General features: G+C 51.3%; 18 protein-coding genes and 1 pseudogene (1 of these 19 cut by a window edge). All 19 read left to right on the top strand.

Features of this window, described 5'->3' with window-relative positions; genetic code table 11:
* The first annotated feature begins 259 nt into the window (after positions 1-259).
* Complete coding sequence (locus GTN70_07515; GenBank protein NIO16832.1) at positions 260-688, top strand: ferritin; 429 nt, start codon at positions 260-262, stop codon at positions 686-688.
* Positions 689-1,518: 830 nt separating this feature from the next.
* The gene (locus tag GTN70_07510; protein ID NIO16831.1) at positions 1,519-2,505 is read left to right on the top strand and encodes a hypothetical protein; all 987 of its coding nucleotides are present in this window, start codon (positions 1,519-1,521) and stop codon (positions 2,503-2,505) included.
* Entirely contained in the window at positions 2,502-3,383 is an 882-nt protein-coding gene (locus tag GTN70_07505; GenBank protein ID NIO16830.1) for an FAD-dependent oxidoreductase, read from the top strand. Before GTN70_07510 ends, GTN70_07505 begins: the two co-directional genes overlap by 4 nt.
* A gap of 1 nt (position 3,384) precedes the next feature.
* On the top strand, positions 3,385-3,774 hold the full coding sequence (locus GTN70_07500; GenBank protein NIO16829.1) for a (2Fe-2S) ferredoxin domain-containing protein: 390 nt from the start codon (positions 3,385-3,387) through the stop codon (positions 3,772-3,774).
* A 20-nt stretch (positions 3,775-3,794) separates the two neighbouring features.
* Positions 3,795-6,905: an FAD-dependent oxidoreductase gene (locus tag GTN70_07495; GenBank protein ID NIO16828.1), complete on the top strand. Its 3,111-nt coding sequence runs from the start codon at positions 3,795-3,797 to the stop codon at positions 6,903-6,905.
* 33 nt (positions 6,906-6,938) lie between these two features.
* Positions 6,939-7,118: a hypothetical protein gene (locus GTN70_07490; GenBank protein ID NIO16827.1), complete on the top strand. Its 180-nt coding sequence runs from the start codon at positions 6,939-6,941 to the stop codon at positions 7,116-7,118.
* Positions 7,115-10,390, top strand: a complete 3,276-nt coding sequence (locus tag GTN70_07485; GenBank protein ID NIO16826.1) for an FAD-dependent oxidoreductase — start codon at positions 7,115-7,117, stop codon at positions 10,388-10,390. The genes GTN70_07490 and GTN70_07485 overlap by 4 nt, the downstream gene beginning before the upstream one ends.
* Positions 10,391-10,399: 9 nt before the next feature.
* Entirely contained in the window at positions 10,400-10,816 is a 417-nt protein-coding gene (locus GTN70_07480; GenBank protein NIO16825.1) for a hydrogenase iron-sulfur subunit, read from the top strand.
* 8 nt (positions 10,817-10,824) lie between these two features.
* Positions 10,825-11,028: a hypothetical protein gene (locus GTN70_07475; protein NIO16824.1), complete on the top strand. Its 204-nt coding sequence runs from the start codon at positions 10,825-10,827 to the stop codon at positions 11,026-11,028.
* A 15-nt stretch (positions 11,029-11,043) separates the two neighbouring features.
* Positions 11,044-11,970, top strand: a complete 927-nt coding sequence (locus tag GTN70_07470) for a methyl viologen-reducing hydrogenase (GenBank protein NIO16823.1) — start codon at positions 11,044-11,046, stop codon at positions 11,968-11,970.
* Positions 11,971-11,983: 13 nt separating this feature from the next.
* The gene (locus GTN70_07465; GenBank protein ID NIO16822.1) at positions 11,984-13,429 is read left to right on the top strand and encodes a Ni/Fe hydrogenase subunit alpha; all 1,446 of its coding nucleotides are present in this window, start codon (positions 11,984-11,986) and stop codon (positions 13,427-13,429) included.
* 122 nt (positions 13,430-13,551) lie between these two features.
* The gene (locus GTN70_07460) at positions 13,552-14,043 is read left to right on the top strand and encodes a hydrogenase maturation protease (protein ID NIO16821.1); all 492 of its coding nucleotides are present in this window, start codon (positions 13,552-13,554) and stop codon (positions 14,041-14,043) included.
* A gap of 2 nt (positions 14,044-14,045) precedes the next feature.
* Positions 14,046-14,294 (top strand): hypothetical protein, encoded by a 249-nt coding sequence (locus tag GTN70_07455; protein NIO16820.1) that lies wholly within the window; start codon positions 14,046-14,048, stop codon positions 14,292-14,294.
* A gap of 52 nt (positions 14,295-14,346) precedes the next feature.
* Positions 14,347-16,611: a carbamoyltransferase HypF gene (gene hypF / locus GTN70_07450; GenBank protein ID NIO16819.1), complete on the top strand. Its 2,265-nt coding sequence runs from the start codon at positions 14,347-14,349 to the stop codon at positions 16,609-16,611.
* A gap of 5 nt (positions 16,612-16,616) precedes the next feature.
* Positions 16,617-16,847 (top strand): HypC/HybG/HupF family hydrogenase formation chaperone, encoded by a 231-nt coding sequence (hypC, locus tag GTN70_07445; GenBank protein NIO16818.1) that lies wholly within the window; start codon positions 16,617-16,619, stop codon positions 16,845-16,847.
* Entirely contained in the window at positions 16,831-17,919 is a 1,089-nt protein-coding gene (hypD, locus tag GTN70_07440; protein ID NIO16817.1) for a hydrogenase formation protein HypD, read from the top strand. Before hypC ends, hypD begins: the two co-directional genes overlap by 17 nt.
* A 3-nt stretch (positions 17,920-17,922) precedes the next feature.
* Positions 17,923-18,930 (top strand): hydrogenase expression/formation protein HypE, encoded by a 1,008-nt coding sequence (hypE, locus tag GTN70_07435; protein NIO16816.1) that lies wholly within the window; start codon positions 17,923-17,925, stop codon positions 18,928-18,930.
* Between the two features lie 144 nt (positions 18,931-19,074).
* Positions 19,075-19,890 carry a DUF362 domain-containing protein gene (locus GTN70_07430; protein ID NIO16815.1) on the top strand — a complete coding sequence of 272 codons (816 nt, stop codon included), beginning with the start codon at positions 19,075-19,077 and terminating at the stop codon, positions 19,888-19,890.
* A gap of 184 nt (positions 19,891-20,074) precedes the next feature.
* A pseudogene (locus GTN70_07425) lies at positions 20,075-21,371 on the top strand (DUF4070 domain-containing protein) (it continues 143 nt past the right edge of the window).

Below are 21,371 nucleotides of genomic sequence, written 5' to 3'. Positions count from 1 at the left end.
GTTGTTACGACGGGATGTGGTATTGCAAGGAGGGGACCAGATAGTAACGCTTGTATTTCATATGGTTAGGGGGAGGGTTAAATGGTTTGGGAGTCAAAGCCGAACCGTCGGGACGATAACCGTACTTTTTACCTTCACAACCGGTAAATTAACCGGTTGATGTGAAAATACGATAGTGATAAGTTATACTATCTGTCAATCGCACATTTCTGTCTCGTAAGCAGGGATATCTCCAAAGGAGGGTAAAACCATGTCCAAGATGGCAGTATCAAACGAACTTCTCGATATGCTGAACAGGGCGGTTGCCCGGGAGCTTCAGGTTTCTATCCAGTACATGTGGCAGCACGTCCTGTGGAGCGGTGTGAAGGGTTTTGCCGTGAAAGATGAGCTGAAAAAGATTGGAATTGTGGAGATGAAGCATGCAGAGGCAATAGCCGAAAGGCTCGCCTATCTTGGAGGAATCCCAACGACAAAGCCCGCGCCGATTTTTGTGGGAGAGAACCTGAAGGAGATGATCGAGAGGAACAAGGCCGATGAGGAGGGTGCCATCGAGCTTTACAAGGCGATAATCAGGAAGGCGAGGGAAGAAGGCGACGAAACCACGGAGAAGTTGTTCAAAGATATTCTTCAGGACGAGGAGGACCACCACGATACATTTGCGGGTCTCCTCGAAGGTGGCGATCTCTGAATAGAGGTATTATTGTGTCAGGATCGAAAAGAGGGGCACTTCCATGTGCCCCTTTGCTATATCCCTTCGCTGTCGCTACATCATCAGGAACGGCTCTCCCGGTGCATGTAAACCCGCTTCCCGGAGACCGGCTTTTCTTGAGGTGGCCCGTTCGCTAAGGTAAAAGTTTGAAGTCTATGGCGGTTTTTCTCCAGGGTGAGTAGAAACCGGGAAATCGTGGGCAAAATAAAAAAACCCCTTATGAGAAATGAGTTTGGGACCAATGAATCGCAAACGACACCATTTTAAAACGGAAATCTAAAAATAGTGTTTTATTGGAGCACTTTCATTATTGATATTGGTTTGTAATAGTAATTTTTCTTGACTAGCATCCCATTATCATTTACCTTAAGAGATAAATACGAAGTGAAACAATGTTTATTTTTTATATTGTTAACATTCATCAGGGAGGATGGGGAACATACCAATAAGCATTTCCCGGTCAGGTACTTTACAGAAAAAACAGCCATTTTCCATTTATAAAGAGGGTCTGATAACAAAAAGTACACAACGATAATCCGGGACGGGCTATGAGAATTCGGTCATATGGAAAGCCTGTCCTGAACGGGTAATAACCTGCGTTAAGGAAATATATTTTGACACTGCACCTGCCTCTCAGGGAAGTGAAAATCAGCCCCACACTTGTTCAGGAAGTTCGTAAGTATGGAAATTTCGATGTAAATGGCTGTTATAACTGTGGTAGTTGCACGATCACTTGCGACATCTCAAGTGATTCGGCATCGTTTCCCCGCAGGTCTATTCAGTATGCCCTGCTTGGGATGAGCGATCCGTTGATCGAAAGCCTGGAGCCATGGCTCTGTCAGGACTGCGGGGATTGCTCCATAACCTGCCCTCACCAAGCGGAGCCGAGAGAGTCGTTCGCATCTTTGAGGAGATATTTGGCAGGACGGTATGACTGGACTGGTTTGTCCTCGAAGATCTACCGGTCGAAAGCTTGGGCCATCGGAACGATGGTGTTTACAGGATTGTTGGTCCTGATTTTGATAGCAGCGTACCATCTTTTCATCCTGGGGATGACTTTTTCTGATTTTACATCCGATCCCGTTGGATTTGAACATATGTTCGATACGATCACGTACGTAACGCTGGCTGTCATATTCATTCCCCATTTTGTTTTGATATCCAACGGGTATAGAATGTACCGGTTCACCATGGCCGGTAAGGGGAGTGGAAAAATACCCCCGTCCCTGTATCTGTCCGAAGCAAAGGATATTTTCCTCCATGTTTTTACACAAAAACAGATGAGAAAATGCCCCGATCAACTGCGAAAGGTTCGGTGGCTCAAGCACTTGATAATAGCTTCGGGATGTGCTCTCATGATTATCCTGCTCGTTTTTTTCCTGCGCTGGTTTCAAACAGATAATCTGTATCCCATATATCACCCACAGAGATGGCTTGGCTACATAGCAACTGCTTCACTGATTTACGTGAGCGTGGATATTTTGATGGGGAAGATAAAACAAAGGGGGGAGCCACATGAGTTTTTGGAGCTCCACGACATTACCTTTCCGGTATTGTTACTCCTTACAGCGCTGAGCGGCATAGCGGTACATTTCCTGCGATATGGGGGCTATGAGCTAGCTGCCCACTGCGCCTACGCAATTCATCTGTCAATTGCTGTTCCCCTTTTAATTATTGAGCTCCCCTTCGGGAAATGGGCACAAATGTTCTTCCGCATCCTGGCGCTTTTCTTTCAATCGGTGAGGGAAAAAGCGGATGAAAACACAGTATCAGAGGAAGATCTGGAGGCAGCATGAGGGATGAAAAAAAGGGGAATAAGGTTGGAGCTGCCATGGTCCTTGGTGGGGGTATAGGTGGGATGGAAGCGGCGCTCTCTCTTGCGGAATCGGGGATAAAGGTCTACCTGGTAGATAGCAATGCCTCGATCGGAGGGGTTATGTCTCAGCTGGATAAGACCTTTCCCACGAACGATTGTGCCATGTGCACTATGGCACCCAGACTCGTATCGATCGGGAGGCACAAAGATATTGAGATTCTCAGCATGTCGGCAGTTGAGGTAATCAAGGGTGAGCCGGGGAATTTTACCGCAATAATCAATAAGAAATCCCGTTACGTAAACGAGGAGAAATGCACAGGCTGCGGGTCCTGTGTTTCAAACTGTCCCACGAGAAAGATTGTACAACCCGTGGAAAGCGAAAAAATTGTTTTAGATCAGCAGTTTAGGGAAGAAGTTTTGGGGATACTGGAAAAACACAAAGGGAGAGAGGGCCTTCTGATGCCCATACTCCAGGATATAAACGCTACCTTTAACTACCTGCCTGAAAATGTGTTGAAATATGTCGCCCAGGAAACCGGCTATTCCCTGTCTCATATATTAAAGATCGCGACATTCTATGGTGCCTTCAGTACAGTGCCGAGGGGGAAAAATATAATTTACGTCTGTACGGGAACTACCTGTTATGTGCGGGGGAGCGAGAGGCTCATGGAAAAATTCAGCGATATCCTCGGAATCGATCCGGAAGAGTCGACACCGGATATGAATTTTACCCTCACATCGGCAAGGTGTATAGGCTGTTGCGGTCTTGCCCCTGCGGTAATGATAGGCGATGAAGTTCACGGCAGGTTTACCAGCAGGGAAATCCCCGAGATCATAAATAAATACGGGACCGGTTGATATGCCGAAGCTTACGTTAGATGAATTGAAAAAAAAGAGAGAAGAGGCAAAAAAGGGCATTTATCTCAGGGAAGGTAAATTCAAAGGGAGAATAACTGTTCATCTGGGCACGTGCGGTATTGCATCGGGAGCGAGAGATATAGTGCGTGCCTTCATTGAAGCTCTGGAGACGAATGAGTTAAAGGAGATAAAACTCATCACCTCTGGATGCGCAGGGCTCTGTTCGAAAGAACCGATGGCTACGGTAGAAATGCTGGATATCCCGCCGGTAAAGTATGGTGATCTCACCCCTGATAAGGCGAAAAAAATTATCCAGGATCATGTACTCTCCGGTGAGATAGTTACGGAATTTGCCATAGGGCTGGGATCCGAGAGGGGGATGACAGGTTGACCGTGAGAAGGCTGGAGTTGATGATCTGTGGCGGCACCGGCTGCATTGCAGGCGGGGCTTTCGGGATAAAGAATGCTCTTGAAAAGGAGATCGCCGCACAGGGGCTGGGGGGGGAAGTTGCAGTGGTGGCAACCGGCTGTAACGGTTTTTGCGGTCAGGGGCCTCTGATGGTAGTTCAGCCGGACGAGATATTTTACGGCTTTCTCAAACCCGAAGATATTCCCTTCCTGGTTCAGGAACATTTCCTCAAAGGGAGACCGGTTGAAAGACTCATGTTCGTCCCTCCTGAAGAGAAGGAACCGGTTCCCCTTTTGTCCGACATCCCCTTTTTCAGCAAGCAGGTGCTCGTGGTTCTGAGAAACAAGGGAATCATAGACCCTGAGAAGATCGATGACTATATTGCGAGAGACGGATATGCGGCACTGGAAAAGGTGCTATCGGGAGTGGACCCCCCCCATGTGGTCGAGGAAATCATCAGGTCGGGGCTGAGGGGAAGGGGCGGCGCTGGCTTCCCCGCCGGACTGAAGTGGAAGACCTGCATGGAAGAGGGAAAACATCCTAAGTTTGTGATCGCCAATTGTGACGAGGGAGATCCCGGGGCGTACATGGACAGGAGCATCCTGGAGTCAGACCCCCATTCCGTCCTCGAGGGGATGATCCTGGCCGCATACGGGATAGGCGCCGCAAAGGGATACATATACGTAAGGACCGAATATCCCCTTGCCATCAGCCGCATGAGAAAGGCGATATCCCAGGCAGAAGATTACGGTCTGGTCGGGGAGAACATTCTCGGCACAGGTTTCAGTTTCTCCATCGAGATACGGGAGGGCTCCGGCGCGTTTGTCTGCGGGGAGGAAACCTCTCTCATTCATTCAATCGAGGGGGAAACTCCCGAACCAAGGCAAAGGCCTCCCTTTCCCGCAAAGGAAGGGATATGGGAGTGCCCCACGGTCATAAATAATGTGGAAACTCTGGCAAATGTCCCTGTGATCATACATCGCGGTGCGGACTGGTTCAAAACGATAGGGACCGATTTAAGCAGGGGCACGAAGATATTTTCCCTGGTCGGAAAAGTGAATAACACAGGTCTGATAGAGGTTCCCATGGGAATAACTCTTCGGGAGATTGTCTATGATATCGGGGGAGGGATACCCGATAACAATAAACTCAAGGCTGTTCAAACGGGAGGTCCATCTGGTGGGTGTATACCCTCGAGCAGCGTAGATTTGCCCATCGATTATGAAAGTCTGAAAAACGTGGGTTCCATGATGGGCTCTGGCGGGATGATTGTCGTGGATGAAGATACCTGCATGGTGGACTTTGCGAAATATTTCATCCAGTTTACCAATGACGAGTCGTGCGGAAAATGCACGACCTGCAGGGATGGAAGCGAGGCATTACTTGAGATACTCACGAGGATATCTGAAGGAGAGGGACAGGAAGGAGACATTGAATTCCTCGAAGAGCTTTCCAAGGTTATAAAGGACGCTTCCATGTGCGGTCTCGGTGCGACCCTTCCGAATCCAGTTCTCTCCACGCTTCAATATTTCAGAGAAGAATATGAAGAGCACATAAAGTACAAAAGGTGTCCCGCCGTGGTGTGCAGAGGGATAATTTCTTCTCCCTGCCAATACATGTGCCCGTTGAAAACGGATGTTCCCGCATATCTCGGGTTAATAGCAAAGGGTGAGTTCGAAGAGGCTCTCGAAGTTGTGCGTATGACAAACCCCCTCCCCACAATATGTGGGAGGGTATGCTGGGCTCACTGTGAACTGAGGTGCCGCGCAAAGGAAACGGGTGATGCGATTGCGGTGAAAAATTTAAAACGCTTTTTATCGGACAGGGAAATAAGGTCTGGTGTTGCCCTCAAGGCCCCCCCTTTCCCAGGAAAAAAATTCGATGAAAAAATTGCTATCGTAGGTTCGGGTCCTGCAGGACTGACTGCGGGTTACTACCTTGCCCAAAAAGGGTACGAGGTGAAAATATATGAAAAATTACCTGTAGCCGGAGGCATGCTGGCAACTGGAATCCCCGACTACAGGCTACCGAAAGACCTACTCCAGATGGACATAAAGTCGATCGAGGAGGCAGGAGTTTGCATTGAAACGAACTCTCCAGTTGAAAATGTCGATGCCTTAATGGACAAGGGCTACAAAGCCGCACTCGTAGCGGTGGGGGCACACGAAAACAGGAAGCTCGGGATTCCGGGTGAAGACGCCGAAGGGGTGAGAGACCCCATCGCCTTTCTCCGGAGCGTGAACTTGGAAGAAGAGGTCTCATCAATAGGTGAGAAGGTAGGTATTGTCGGCATAGTGGGAGGGGGAAATACGGCGTTCGATGTGGCGCGAACCGCCCAGCGCCTGGGTGCAAAGGAAGTATTCATACTTTACAGAAGAACCCGCGAAGAAATGCCGGCAATTGAGGAGGAGATCGAAGCCGCGCTTGAAGAAGGGATCAAAATAGAATATCTGGCCGCCCCGACAAAAATCATCAAAGAAGAGGGGAAGGTGAAGGCTGTTGAACTTATCCGCATGAAACTGGGCGAACCGGATGCCTCCGGAAGGAGAAGGCCCGTGCCCATTGAAGGCTCGGAATTCATTTTGGAACTGGATTCTCTCATCCCGGCGATATCACAAGATCCCGACCTTTCACTCATCCCGGAGGAGCACGTGATCAAGATATCCAGAGAGAACACAATAGAGGTCCATGGGGAGACCTTTATGACGGATAAAGAGGGGATCTTTGCCTGCGGAGATGCCGTTACCGGTCCGTCCGATGTTACGACCGTGATGGCAAGTGCGAAAATCGCCGCCGAATCGATTCACAAGTATCTGCGAGGGGAAGAGGTAAAGAGGGAATATGAGCCGGTCAGCCCATCGGTTGTCGTAGAGCCGATCAGGATAGAGGAAGAGATGGTGAGGGTATCGCGGGTTGAGATGCCAAAACTCATGGTGGAACAGAGGAGTGGTAGTTTCCAGGAAGTCGAGATCGGATACTCGAAAGATATGGCAGTGGAGGAGGCCAGGCGCTGTCTTCGGTGCGACTGGGATGTCAGGAGATTGTTAAAGGGAGGGAAGGAAGAGAGGGAAAGCGAGCAGGACGCCATGAGGATCCAGGGTTCGCGACACTGAAGTATTTGTAAAACAGGGATGTAAGGAGGGTACTTGACGGCAGAGAACGGAAAAGGAAGGGGTGTGAAGGTAACCGCAGTGTTTAAATTGAACCACCCCGACATGAAACCCATGGGCGATGTCGATGGGACGATGGTGTGCATGAGGGCGACCCATCCCCACGTCGGCTTTTTATACGAGTATGTAATAACCGATGGTCAGGGCGACACATGATTCGACTCACCATAAATGATCAATTGCTCCACGTGGACGCAGGCACCCGGTTGCTTGCTGCCGTCGAGAAGCTGGGCATCAAAGTTCCAACCCTCTGTTACCACAAGGCTCTTACCCCCTATGGTTCCTGCAGGCTGTGCGTGGTGGAGGTCCACCCTCCGGGAGGGGAACCGATTCTTAAGACGTCCTGCTCCAACCAGGTCACGGATGGAATAAAAGTGTTCACCGATACCGGGAGGGTGGCGGCTGCGAGAAAGATTGTTGCAGAACTTCTCCTGGCCAGATCCCCTGACTCCGATGTGGTCAAGAGGATCGCCTCTGAGCTGGGGGTAACGGATACGAGGGTACGGAAAAAATACGATGACTGCGTGTATTGCGGCCTCTGTGTCAGAATGTGCGAGGAGAGGATGGGGAGGAGCGCGATCGGGTTCTCGGGAAGGGGACCCGGAAAGAAACTCGAACCCCCCTTCGGGAAGCACAATGAAAGGTGCTGGGTTTGCGGTGCCTGCGACTTCATATGTCCTGTGGGGAAAAAGGTCTTTTCATTGACAACTGAAACCGTGCCGATACCGATACTGAACCCCTACAATATGAACCTGAATGACAGGCCATCCGTCTACATCCTCTATCCGCAGGCGGTCCCGAACAAGCCGGTGATCGATAAAGACCATTGCATCCATCTGAATTACGAAGCCTGCGGTATATGTAAGGAGGTTTGTGAGGCAGAGGCGATCGATTTTGAGCAGGAGGATGAAAAGGTCGAGGTGAACGTGGGCGCAGTAGTCCTCTCGCCCGGTTTCGAGGTTTTCGATGCCACACGCAAGGAGGAATTGGGGTACGGGAGATATCAGAACGTGGTGACGGCACTCGAGTTCGAGAGGATACTCTCTCCCTCAGGGCCCAGTGCAGGGGTGGTGAAAAGACCTTCTGACGGTAAAGTGCCCGATAAAATAGCATTTTTGCAGTGTGTGGGCTCCAGGGACGCAGAGAGTGATTACTGTTCCTCCGTGTGCTGTATGTACGCCACGAAGGAAGCGGTCATCGCGAAAGAGCACGTTGGGGATAACTTGCAGTGTGACATATTTTTCATGGATATCAGGGCCTTCGGAAAGGGATTCGAGACCTACTTCAACATGGCCAGAGAACTGGGCGTAAACTACATCAGATCCCGGATTCCGACCGTTTTGGAGAATCCCGAATCGGGGAACCTGATGATCACCTACCTCGACGAAAGGGATCGAAAAAGATCCCGTGAATACGACATGGTCGTTCTGTCCGTTGGTATGCGACCGCCCAAGACGGTGTCGGATATCGCACAGAAGTTTGGCCTGACCCTCAACGAGTACGATTTCTGCCCCACATCTCCCTTCAATCCCGTAGAGACCGGTGGGGATGGAATATTCGTTGCGGGGCCGCTCACGGAGCCGAAGGACATACCGGAAACGGTTATGCAGGCTTCTGCGTCCGCCTCGAAAGTCCTCTCCCTCTTGAGTGACGTGAGGGGAAGCTTGATTCTTCCCCGTGAATATCCCCCCGAGATAGACGTGGGCGGACAGGAACCGAGAGTAGGAGTTTTCGTGTGCCACTGCGGAACGAATATCGCAGCTGTGGTGAGCGTACCCGAAGCGGTGGAGTACGCTCGGACTCTTCCGAATGTCGTCTGCGCCGAGAACTTCCTCTATGCCTGTTCCAACGATACTCAGGAGATGATCAAGGAAAAGATCGAGGAACATGGTCTGAATCGCATAGTAGTCGCTGCGTGCACCCCCAGGACCCACGAGCCCCTGTTCAGAAATACCCTCAGGGAGAAGGGCCTCAACCCATATCTTTTCGAGATGGCAAATATCCGGGATCAGTGCTCATGGGTTCACATGCACGAGCCTGAGAGGGCGACCCGAAAATCGGGAGACCTGATCCGCATAGCGGTATCGAAGGCCAGGTTACTGGAGCCCTTGCAGAAAGGTTCCGTGAAGGTAATAAAATCCGCACTGGTAATAGGTGGGGGACTGTCAGGTATGACGGCGGCAATGGAGATTGCGGGGCAGGGATTCCCCGTATTTCTGATCGAAAAGGAGGAGGTACTTGGTGGGAACCTGAGACATATACACTACATGCCAGGCGAAGAGAACCCGGCCGATGAGCTCAGCTCATTGATCGCCAGGGTGATGGAGCATGAAAATGTATCGGTTTTCAGCAACGCGGAAGTAGTTCACGCAGAGGGCTCCATAGGTAATTTCAGGACGAAAATCAGGCATGGGGAGAGGGAAGAGGAGCTCGAACACGGGGTAATTATCATCGCAACGGGGGCGAAGGAGTATGTGCCGGTGGAGTACCTATACGGCCAGGACGAGCGGGTGTTGACCCAGGTTGAACTCGAGGGAAAGCTGGCAAGTTCAGACGGGGCGTTTTTAGGGACGGGTGGAGCGAATGGAAGAGGGAAGACCCTGACCATGATCCAGTGCGTTGGATCCAGGGACGAGGAAAGACCGTACTGCTCGAGGTTGTGCTGCATGGAAGCTGTGAAAAATGCCCTTGTGGTCAAGCAGAAGTCCCCCGGTACGAGCGTGTATGTCCTCTACAGGGACGTTCGGACCTATGGGTTCCGGGAGAGGTTTTACACGGAGGCCCGGAGGAAGGGAGTGGTATTCATCCGGTACGATGAGGAGAGAAAACCCCGAGTGCAAAAGGATGGGCAGGGGCTATATGTGAAGGTGTATGATCAGGTCCTGGGGTTGGATCTTGAAATACGATCCGATCTGGTTGTGCTTTCATCGGGGATCGTCCCGCACCGTGGAAATGAGGACATAGCCAGACAGTTCAAGGTTCCACTCAATGAGAAAGGTTTTTTCCATGAGGCACACATGAAACTGCGTCCCGTCGATTTCGCCACCGACGGGATATTCATCTGCGGGCTGGCCCATTCGGCGAAATCGGTTGGTGAGAGCGTGATTCAGGCAGGGGCGGCGGGTGCGAGGGCGGGATCGATCCTGTCGAAGGATAGCATCGAGATGGAAGCGAATATTTCTCACGTGATTGACGAGAATTGCGATGGATGCGCCTATTGTATAGAGCCGTGTCCCGCGCAGGCGATAACCCTGATTGAGTATATGTGGCAGGGTGCCGTCAAAAAGACCGTCGAGACGAATGATAGCATCTGCAAGGGCTGCGGATCCTGCATGGCGACCTGTCCGAAGAAGGGTATATTTGTGCGTGGTTTTACTCTTGAACAGATCGGGGCTCAGGTTGATGCGGCTCTTAAGTCTCCGAAGTGAGGTAAGCAGGTGGATAACAACGGATTTGAACCCCTCGTGATTGCATTTTGCTGTTACTGGTGTTCCTACGCCGGTGCTGATTTAGCCGGCGTGTCGAGGCTGCAATATCCGCCAAACGTGAGGATAATCCGTGTGATGTGTTCCGGCATGGTCCACACGAACCTGGTTATCAACGCGTTGACGAAAGGTGCCGATGGCGTGGTCATTTGCGGGTGCCACCCGGGAGACTGCCACTATCAGGAAGGGAACCTGAAGGCGAAAAACAGGGCGGAAGGAATTTATCTCTTGCTCGAAGATTTCGGCCTCGAGATGGAAAGATTCCGTCTCGAATGGATCTCCGCTTCAGAGGGGCCAAAATTTGCCAATCTCATGAATGAGTTCACCGAAGAAATAAGAAAATTGGGACCAAACCCGTATAAAACATAGGAGAACACGTGATCCTTGCAAAGATAATCGATGGGAAAAAATATATGTGGGACGGCGCAGAGTATGAGGATGGACAGGAAGCAAACAGCGTTGTGGAAACGTATAAATCTTCCGGCTTTGAGGTAATAATGATCGAAGAGGAAAGTAAATATTACGTTTTCACACGCAGGGTGGTTACCGATGTGAAGGTTGAAGGTACTCCACCAATCTAAAAAAGGAGGTGAATCATGACCGTAAGAGTAGCCGAAGAATGGTTCGCGATATGCGGAGGATGCGAGGTTACCATCCTCGATATCGGAGAGCCATTGCTGGACCTGCTGCCGAAACTTCAGTTCGTGCATATGCCCGTTCTGATGGATCACAAGATTTTCGGCCAGAGAGGGGAAAAGGAGAAGATGGAGATTCCCGAGGCGGAAGTGGGCATAATTTCCGGTGGCATCAGGAACGAGGAGAACAGGGAGCTTGCGAAGGAAATGAGGGAGAAGTGCAAAACCCTGATCGCCCTCGGCAGTTGTGCCTGTTTCGGTGGTATTCCCGCCCTGGCGAATCAGTTCACCGTTGATGAACTCTACGAGAAAGTGTACCGCGGGTCCAAGACGACTGATTCCGCGCCAAATCCGACAGATGAGGTCCCCCCTCTTACCGACAGGGTCTATGCACTGGATGAGGTTGTAGACGTTGATCTGTACATTCCCGGTTGTCCCACCGCCCCCGATATCGTGGCGGAGGCGATCACTTCTCTCCTCCAGGGCAAAGCGTTCGAGCTTCCCGAGAGGAGCGTATGTGACGACTGTCCGGTCAAGAGGGAGGAAAAGGCGGACATATCCCTGAAGAGGCCTCTCGAGCCCATTATACCGATGGACGCGAAACTGGAGGAATCCCGGTGTTTCATGGAAATTGGCTACCTCTGCCTCGGACCGGTGACGAGAACAGGCTGCGGGGGAAGCGAAAAAACACCGAGATGCGTGAAAGGGCGTATGACCTGCAGGGGCTGTTTCGGCCCGATCAGGAAGGATGCGAACCAGCTGGTCGACATGATGGGTGCCCTGACCAGTATCGGTCTCGACCCGAGGGTGATCCCGGACAGGGCGGCGACGTTTCAAAGATACGTGGGGGGCCACGGGAGGCTGAGACCACTACCAAAAAGACCATAGGAGGAGGCTTACAATGGGTGAGAAAATAGTAATTCAACCCGTCACGAGAATCGAAGGCCATGCCAAAGTGACGATTCAGCTGGACGACAGCGGCAACGTTCAGGATACCTGGGTGAACGTGATTGAGCTCAGGGGATTTGAAAAATTCTGTATCGGAAAGCCGGTAGAGGAACTGCCCAGGATCGTTACCAGCATCTGTGGCGTATGCCCCTGGTCTCATCACCTTGCGAGTGCGAAAGCGTGCGATGCAGTGTTCGGAGCCGAGATCCCGCCAACGGCGAAAAAGTTGCGGGAGCTCTGCAACAGCATCGCCTACACGGAGGAACATATTCTCCACTTCTATTTCCTCTCCGGAGCGGATTTTGTGATGGGCCCCGATGCTGAGTATTCGGTGAGAAATGTGATCGGAATCGCCGAAAAACTGCCGGATGTGGCGAAAACGGTGGTCAGGTGCAGAAAGCTCGGAGGGAAAATGCTCGAAATCGTTTCAGGTAAGGCCATACACCCCGTTACAGCCGTTCCGGGTGGATTCAGCAAGCCACTTACCCCCGAAGAGAGAGACCAGTTGAAGCCCATGGCTCAGGAAATCCTCGAACTCGCGAAGTTCAGCATCGATTACGCGAAGAAGAGCGTATTTCCGCAATATCTCGATGCGGTGAAAACGCTGGGGGTTATTGAGACGGGATTTCTCGGAACGGTGAAAGAGGACGGGGCTCTTGACCTCTACGACGGAATATTGAGAATGATGACATCCGATGGACAGTTCGAGGAGTTCACCTACGATCAGTACACGGACCATATCGCGGAGCACGTGGAGTCCTGGACCTACCTGAAGTTCCCGTACATGAAGAAGGCGGGCAGGTTCTCCATGGACCTGGAAGAGCCCTCCGGGATTTTTCGGGTGAATTCCCTCGCCAGGCTCAATGTTTGCGACTACATACCCACGCCCCTTGCTCAGAAGGAGTTTGAGGAATTCAGGAACAGTTTCGGCAGGCCTGCTCAACTCACGCTCCTCTACCACTGGGCACGGCTCATCGAGCTTCTCTACAATGCGGAAAAGGTAGTGGAGCTTCTCGATGATCCGGAAATCACGGGCACGGATATCTGGAATGGCGTTACTCCCAGAGCTGCCAGGGGCGTTGGTTGCGTCGAAGCGCCGAGGGGGACACTGATCCACGACTATGAAACCGACGGGGACGGAATCGTCACGAACATGAACCTGATCGTTGCGACGACTCACAACAATGCGCCGATAAACATGTCCGTGAAACAGGCGGCGAAGGCTGTGATCAAGGACGGAAAATACGACGAGGGAACGCTCAACATGGTCGAGATGGCGATCCGTGCATACGACCCCTGTCTCTCCTGTGCAACGCACAATATAGACGGGTCCCTGCCGGTGAAGATCGACATCGTCGATAAGGATATGAATCGAGTTGATTCTCTTGCGAACTTTTAAGCTCCCGGATTTGGTGAAACCGTCTCGATTCACTGAATGAGATGTAAAAATAGCAGCCTGCTGAAGAGCGAGATGGTCTGTGCCTGATCGGCAGCGGCGGGGAGTAAAGTGCGATCCTTGAGATGAAAGATCAGATTCCGGAACATTTTCAGAAACCCGTCCTGGTTCTGGGATGCGGGAACAGGTTGTTCGGCGACGATGGTTTCGGTCCGGCAGTTATCGAATATTTAACCGATAACTACGTGGTTCCGGAACACGTGGCAACCGTTGATGCAGGAACGGGTGTGCGAAACATACTGTTTGATATATCTCTGGGCGAGGAAAGGGTAAAGAGGATTATCATTGTAGATGCCATCGATGCGGGAAGAGAGCCGGGAGAAATCTTTGAGCTGGATATATCTGAAATTCCGCGGAAAAAGATCGACGATTTTTCCATGCACCAGCTTCCCACATCGAATTTGCTCCGGGAGCTGAAAGAGCTGCGATCGATAGATGTGAGAATAATTTCCGCCCAGGTGGAAGATATCCCCGATTCTGTGAGGCCGGGCTTATCCGAGACCCTCCTCCGTTCTCTTCCCGCTGCATGTGAAAAAATACTCGAGGAGAGTAAATAGCCATGCATGAATGGAAGATTACAGAGGCGGTTGTGGAAGAGGTGCTTAAACAGTCGAGGAATCACCGGATGCAAAAGGTTAAAAAGGTTGTTCTGTCTTATGGAGAAGAGGGAGACTTGAAAGCCGGGGAGATAGAATTCTGTTTCAAGGCTATAGCGCAGGACACAATTCTTTGCAGTGTCAATCTCGAAATAAAGAAAAGGAAAGGAGGAGGAGGGATAATAGTGGAATCCATAGAGGGAAAAAAGTGATTTTTGGGAACATTTTATTCTCTCCTTTTGAATCATCTTGGAAGCATATCAGTTGAAAATAACCGGGACCGTCCAGGGGATAGGGTTCCGGCCTTTCGTTTACCGTATGGCACAACGCTGCAGCGTAAAAGGATATGTGTCAAATACCACTGGTTCGGTTCTGATCCACGTCGAGGGGAGCGAGGCAGATATTGTAAAGTTCAAAAACCTCCTGATAAAGGAAGTCCCATCCGGTGCAGACATAGTAGATTTTCAGATGAATGCGGTTGAACCTGTTGGTTTCAGTGATTTCTGCATCGAGAAGAGCTCGGAGACCGGGGTCACCCTGATCTCGATCCCCTTCGATCTGGCCACATGCGATGAGTGTAATCGGGAGCTTTTCGATCCGGAAGACAAAAGATACCGTTACCCCTTCATAAACTGCACGCAGTGCGGTCCGAGATTTACCATCGTAGACAAACTCCCTTATGACAGAGAGAACACCTCGATGAAACGTTTCCCCTTCTGCGATGACTGTCGCCGGGAGTATGAAAACCCGATGGATAGAAGGTACCACGCAGAGCCGAATGCCTGCCCGGCCTGTGGGCCATCTCTTACGCTTCTCGACGCAAAAGGGGAAATTATCGAATCGGTTGACCCGGTAAATGCGGCTATTTCCGGTATTGTTGAAGGAAAGATCGTTGCCATAAAAGGGCTGGGTGGCTACCACCTTGCTGCGGATGCTACCAGCCCGGAAGCTGTAGATCGGCTCAGAAGACGAAAAGTGAGGGATGAGAAACCTTTTGCTGTTATGGTTCCCGATATGGAAGAGGCGGAAAAGATAGCCCGTTTGACCATGAAAGAAAAGGCGATGCTCCTATCGAAAGAATCTCCCATCCTGATCGTCGACGAGAGGAATGGCTCGCCCCTTGCGGAAAACATCGCTCCCGGGCTGGAAAGGGCAGGAATATTCGTGCCCTATACGCCCCTTCACAAATTGATCCTCTCAAAGGCGGGCAGGCCCGTCGTCATGACGAGCGGTAACTTGTCGGACGAACCTATCGTTTCAGGCAACGGGGAGGCCGAAGAGAGGCTCGGGGGAATCGCAGACCTCTTTCTCATTCACGATAGAGACGTGGTCCAGCGAACCGATGACTCGGTTGTGACGACACTTCTGGGCAAAACGTATCCTATCAGGAGGGCGCGGGGATACGTCCCTTCTCCGGTGGTCCTGAATGAGAAATTCCCCACCGTCGCGGGGTTGGGAGGTGATCTGAAAAATACGTTCTGCATCGTAAAGGAAAACTGTGCGTTTCTTTCTCAGCACCTGGGGGATATGATCCACTGGCCGGCAAGAGAGCATTACCGGACCACATTCAGCTTTTTCCTGGATTTTCTCGGGGCAGATCTGAACGCTGTCTGCAGGGACCTGCATCCCGGCTATTTTACCACCGGGATTGCAGGAGACCTGGGAGAAGCGAGGATCGTACCCCTCCAGCATCACCGGGCGCATATTTACTCCCTCATGGCAGAATCGGGATTTTCAGGAAAGGGCGTGGGAGTGGCTTTTGACGGTACCGGCTACGGTGATGACGGTGCAATATGGGGAGGGGAATTTTTCATCCTGGATGGCCTGGACCTCGAGAGAAGGGCTACGTTCGAGTATTTTTCACTTCAGGGAGGAGACTCGGCCGTAAAGGCCCCGTGGAAGAGCGCGCTGTCCCTCCTTTATCATACCTACGGGTACAAGAAGGCCATTGCGTTGGCTGAAACCCTCTTAGACAGAATTGAGCGGGAATCTTTAGAGACTGTCCTCGAGGCGATAGTAAAAGATATAAATACCGTTCCATCCTCGAGCTGTGGAAGGCTCTTCGATGCGGTCTCGGCCATTACGGGAGTCTGTCTGGAAGCCTCTTATGAAGGGCAACCTGCAATGTTTCTCGAAGGGAGGATAGAAAAAGGAGGGCGCAAGGCACCGTACTACTGGGAAGTCAAAGAGGATGGGGGAGTGTGCAAAATAGACCAGACAGGGATAATCAGGGGAGTAGTCACCGATATGGCTGGGAAGAAGTCTGCAGGGGCGATTGCCAAACGCTTTCACGATACGTTATCGGATATAATCGTATCTGTTTCCAGGGACCTTTCGAAGGAGGCAGGAGGGAAGAGTGTACTCTTAAGCGGTGGCGTGTTCCAGAATTTATATCTCATGAAAAAACTTGTTTTGAGTCTCAGAAAATGCGGACTTGAGGCAATTTTTCACAGGAGAGTTCCCCCCAACGACGGGGGCATTTCTCTGGGACAGGCTTTTTACGCTGCAAATATCACGGGAGGAAAGTGATAGATATGTGTCTAGGAATACCGACGAGAGTCATCAGCACCAGCGGTGACCTGGCAAAGGTCGAGATCGGAGGAGTAGAAAGAGAAGTGTCCATCATGCTTCTCGATGGTGTCAAGGAGGGAGATTGGGTGATTATCCATGCAGGATTCGCCATCGAGAGGCTGGATGCAAAAGATGCGGAAGAGACGCTTGCTCTCTTGAAGGAGATAGCCGATGGAGCTGAAATATCTGGATGAGTTCAGGGACCCGAGTTTTGTAAAGCCGCTCCTCAAAAAGATCGAGGAGGTATCCCGGAAAGATCCCGCAAGGATCATGGAAGTATGTGGAACCCACACTATGGCCATTTCTCGGGGGGGGATCCGCCCTCTTCTGTCCGGGATGGTAACGCTCATATCTGGACCCGGCTGCCCGGTCTGCGTGACTCCCGATGGTTTCATCGATGCCGCGATCGAACTCGGGATGAATGAAAAAGTGATGATCGCGACGTTCGGAGACATGATAAAAGTGCCGGGGAGAGGGTCTTCACTGGAGATGGAAAAGGCTCGTGGCCTCGATCTTCGGACGGTCTACTCTCCCATCGACGCCTTGAAGATCGCAGAGGAAAACCCGGGAAAAGAGGTCGTATTTTTGGGAGTGGGTTTTGAAACGACGGCTCCCTCTGTGGGAGGCGCAATAATTATGGCGGAAGAGAAGGGTATAGCAAATTTCTCCGTCCTCTCCTCCATGCGAACGGTTCCGGAGGCGATGGAAGCGCTTGTCCTCGATCCGGAGGTCATGATAGAGGGTTTTTTATGTCCGGCTCACGTGAGTACGATAATAGGGGCCGATGCCTACCTCCCCATAGTGGAAAGACATGGGATCCCCTGTGTCGTTGCAGGTTTCGAATACCTGGATATCTTTCTTGGAATTAACATGCTCATGAGGCAGCTTAAAGAGGGAAAGGCGAAGGTGGAGAACGAATACAAAAGAGTCGCGAGATCGGGAGGAAACCTGAAAGCGCAGGGGGTGATAGAAAAGGTTTTTGAAAAGGGTGACGCCCTCTGGAGGGGGATAGGGGTTATCCCATCTTCGGGGCTCACGATCAGGAAGGGGTATGAAAAGTTCGATGCAGAGAGGAGGTTCGGTATCAGCGTGTCCTTGGAGATGGAAGACACAGCCTGCCGGTGCGGTGATGTGCTGAAAGGAAAGATACTACCTCCTGAATGCCCACTTTTCGGTGAAAGCTGCACACCATCGGCTCCTTTTGGTCCCTGTATGGTCTCGAGCGAGGGTGCGTGCGCAGCCTATTACAAATATGGAGGCGCCTGAGGAATGCCTGAAAGGATTATCCTGTCTCACGGAGATGGAGGAAGACGGACCAGGGAGTTGATTGACAGGATATTTTTGAAAAAGTATTCCAATCCGATACTATCACCGCTTTATGATTCGGGTTTTTTGGAACTCCTTTCGGGAGATATCGCATTTACTACCGACTCATACGTCGTTACCCCCCCCTTTTTTCCGGGAGGGGATATCGGAAAACTTGCGATATGCGGAACCGTTAATGACTTGTCCGTGTGCGGTGCAAAACCGATTGCCCTATCCTGCTCCCTGATACTGGAAGAGGGGTTTCCCCTGGAACTTCTCGAAAAGATAGCCGATTCAATTGCAAAATCATCGGCTCAGTGTGAGGTTCCCGTTGTCTGCGGTGATACTAAGGTAGTAGAAAAGGGGAAAGGTGACGGGATATTCATCAACACGTCGGGGATTGGGGTCATCTCGGGAGGCTGGCGGCCCCGCCCGGAAAATATCAAAAGGGGAGATAGGGTTCTTATCACAGGCACCATGGGTGATCACGGCATAGCTGTTCTCGTTGCGAGAAAAGAGATGATGCTCAAGGGGGACATACAATCCGATGTGGCCCCGCTGTCGCCACTGTTGCTTCCCCTGATAAATAAGTTTGGAGAGAATATAAAGTTCTTGAGGGACCCCACAAGGGGCGGTGTCGGGGTAACGTTGAATGAGATTGCGGGAAACGTGACCGGAAGAATCATCCTTGACGAATCATCTCTTCCCGTGAGGACATCGGTCAGGGGGGTGTGCGAGATTCTCGGATTCGACCCTCTTTACCTCGCCAATGAGGGGAAGGCTATCATCATCGCAGATGAAAGCATCTCCTCCGAAGTTCTCCAATACCTCAAGAATAATCCTCTGGGAAAGGAATCGGCTTTAATAGGTGAAATAGGCGAAGGCGAAGGCCCGGTTATGCTTAAAACATCGCTGGGGGGGATGCGAGTAATAGATTATCCGGTGGGGGAGCAACTCCCCCGCATATGTTGATGAACGGTTCTTGAGAAAAGAACAGGTGGTGTATCGTCGGGCCTTCTATCGAGCTACTCAGTGTGGGGATCGTTTTTTTAAAGGGCAGGAAATAAATAAGGCACAACGGAAGTTTCAATATATGTTGGAGTGAACAGTTGTTTTATGGGAACGGTAACAAATAAGATTACGACCTCTCTTTCTCTATCCGTCAACGGTCCGGAAGAGTACGTGGACGCGCTGAGAGCGGGCCTGAACAGGGTTGATGCTTTTTCGCTCCTGAAAGGTTATGAGAAGATCATCGTCAAACCGAATATCGTCAACAGCAGCCCCCCTCCCGTCACGACTGATGTAAGGTGCGTTGCGGCCCTTGTGGATCTGTTGCGGGAAGCTCTGGATATGCCCATTATCGTCGCTGACGGATCGGGAGAGGGAAATACGATAAGGAATATGAAAAAAAACGGCTACGGGGATATCGGTGTCCCCCTCGTAGATCTCGACCAGCTCCCCTGCAGAATCTTAAAAGACCCCCGGGCAACCATATTGAAAGAGGTTTATCTGCCTGAATATCTCGACGGTGCAGCAGTCATCTCGGTACCTTCCGCCAAGGACCACTCGATGACGGGGGTGACCCTTGGTTTGAAGAATATGATCGGATGCCTGCCCGCCGACCATTACGGCGGGTTCTGGAGCTATAAGAAGTCCAGGCTCCACATGAGGGACATCGACGCGGCCGCTGCGGACCTGATTCTCTATCTCGAGCCTCATCTGACTGTTATCGATGGACGACTGGGTCTAAAAGGCGGGCATCTGTGGGGCACGGTACCCGACCCTCCACTCGGAAAGGTGGTTATCGGAAGAGATGTACTCGAAGCCGACGGGGAAGGAGCAAGGATTCTCGGCTACGAGCCGAAAGAGATCAGGCATCTGGTCCTGGCAGCCAGCCTGCGAAAGAAAGGTGGTTTTGCTGCAGACATATAAACCCTTCCGGGACGTTTCCACACACAAAGGACAGCGAATCCATCTCCCGGATCTATCCCCATCGGGTATCTCGTACAGAGAGCGAAAACAAACTTTGTTCTAATTTCTGTTTATTGTGATAACATAGGGCAATAATTCCCGTTTAAGTATGTGCGGCCGGGGTTTTTCCTTTCGGGGTTTTCCAGTGAAGGTTCTTCTCGTTTATCCAGAATATCCAGAAACATTCTGGAGCTTCAAATACGCACTCAAGTTTATCAGGAAACGGGCTGCATATCCGCCCCTTGGACTGCTCACCATCGCCTCCATTCTGCCCGGCGATTGGGAGATGAGGCTTCGGGACCTGAACGTTCATCCCCTGAGGGATACCGACGTAAGCTGGGCCGATATGGTATTCCTGAGTGCCATGGATGTGCAGAGGGAGTCTGCCCGTGAGGTCATCTACCGGTGCAAGAAACTCGGTGTGAAGGTCGCCGCCGGGGGCCCTCTTTTCACCTCCTGCCCTGAAGATTTTCCTGAAGTCGACCACCTGGTTCTCGGCGAAGCAGAGGTCACCCTTCACGGATTCATCCGGGATGTCGCGGAGGGGGGATGTGAGAGAATTTACCGGCCAGATGGCTGGGCCGATCTCGAGAAGAGTCCACCTCCTGCGCTGGATCTCATCGATATCGACAACTATTCCTGCATGAGCATTCAGTATTCGCGTGGATGCCCCTATCACTGTGAATTTTGTGACGTAACGTACCTGTTCGGAAATGAAGTACGGTCAAAAAGCGCCGAACAGGTTCTCCTGGAGCTTGAACGCCTCTACCAGATAGGATGGCGGGGATGTGTCTTCTTCGTCGACGATAATATCATCGGCAACAAACGAAAGCTCAAGGAGGAAATACTGCCGGTGCTCATTGATTGGATGAGAGAAAAAAGGTATCCCTTCGAGTTCATCACCCAAGCTTCGATAAATATCGCCGATGATGACGAGCTGATTCAATTGATGGTGAAGGCAGGGTTCGACGAGGTCTTCATCGGGATCGAGACGCCGGAGCACGAAAGCCTCAAAGAGGCGGGCAAATCGGTAAATCAGAACCGGGACATGGTCGAAAACGTGAAAAAACTGCACCGTCACGGTATGCAGGTCCAGGCAGGATTCATACTCGGCTTTGACAGTGACAAGGAGACGGTTTTCGAAAGGATGACCAAGTTCATCCAGGAATCTGCCATCATGACGGCGATGGTCGGCCTCCTCAATGCACCCCGGGGCACCCAGCTCTACGAGCGTCTCGAGCGGGAGGGGAGGCTCGTTTACGACTCAACGGGAAACAATACAGATTTCACCATTAACTTCATCCCCAGGATGAACGGGGATGTTCTCATGAGAGGGTACAGGGCGATCGTGGAGACGATCTATTCTCCCCCTAACTTTGCGAAAAGGTTGAAGATGTTCCTTCGGGATTACCGGCCACTCAAAGAAAAGGGAAGGATCATGA

The organism is Deltaproteobacteria bacterium (assembly GCA_011773515.1).
In the GTDB taxonomy this organism is placed as follows: Bacteria; Desulfobacterota; Deferrimicrobia; order J040; family J040; genus WVXK01.
The sequence above is the reverse complement of the archived record's forward strand: the minus strand, read 5'-3'. Positions and strand labels throughout refer to the sequence as shown.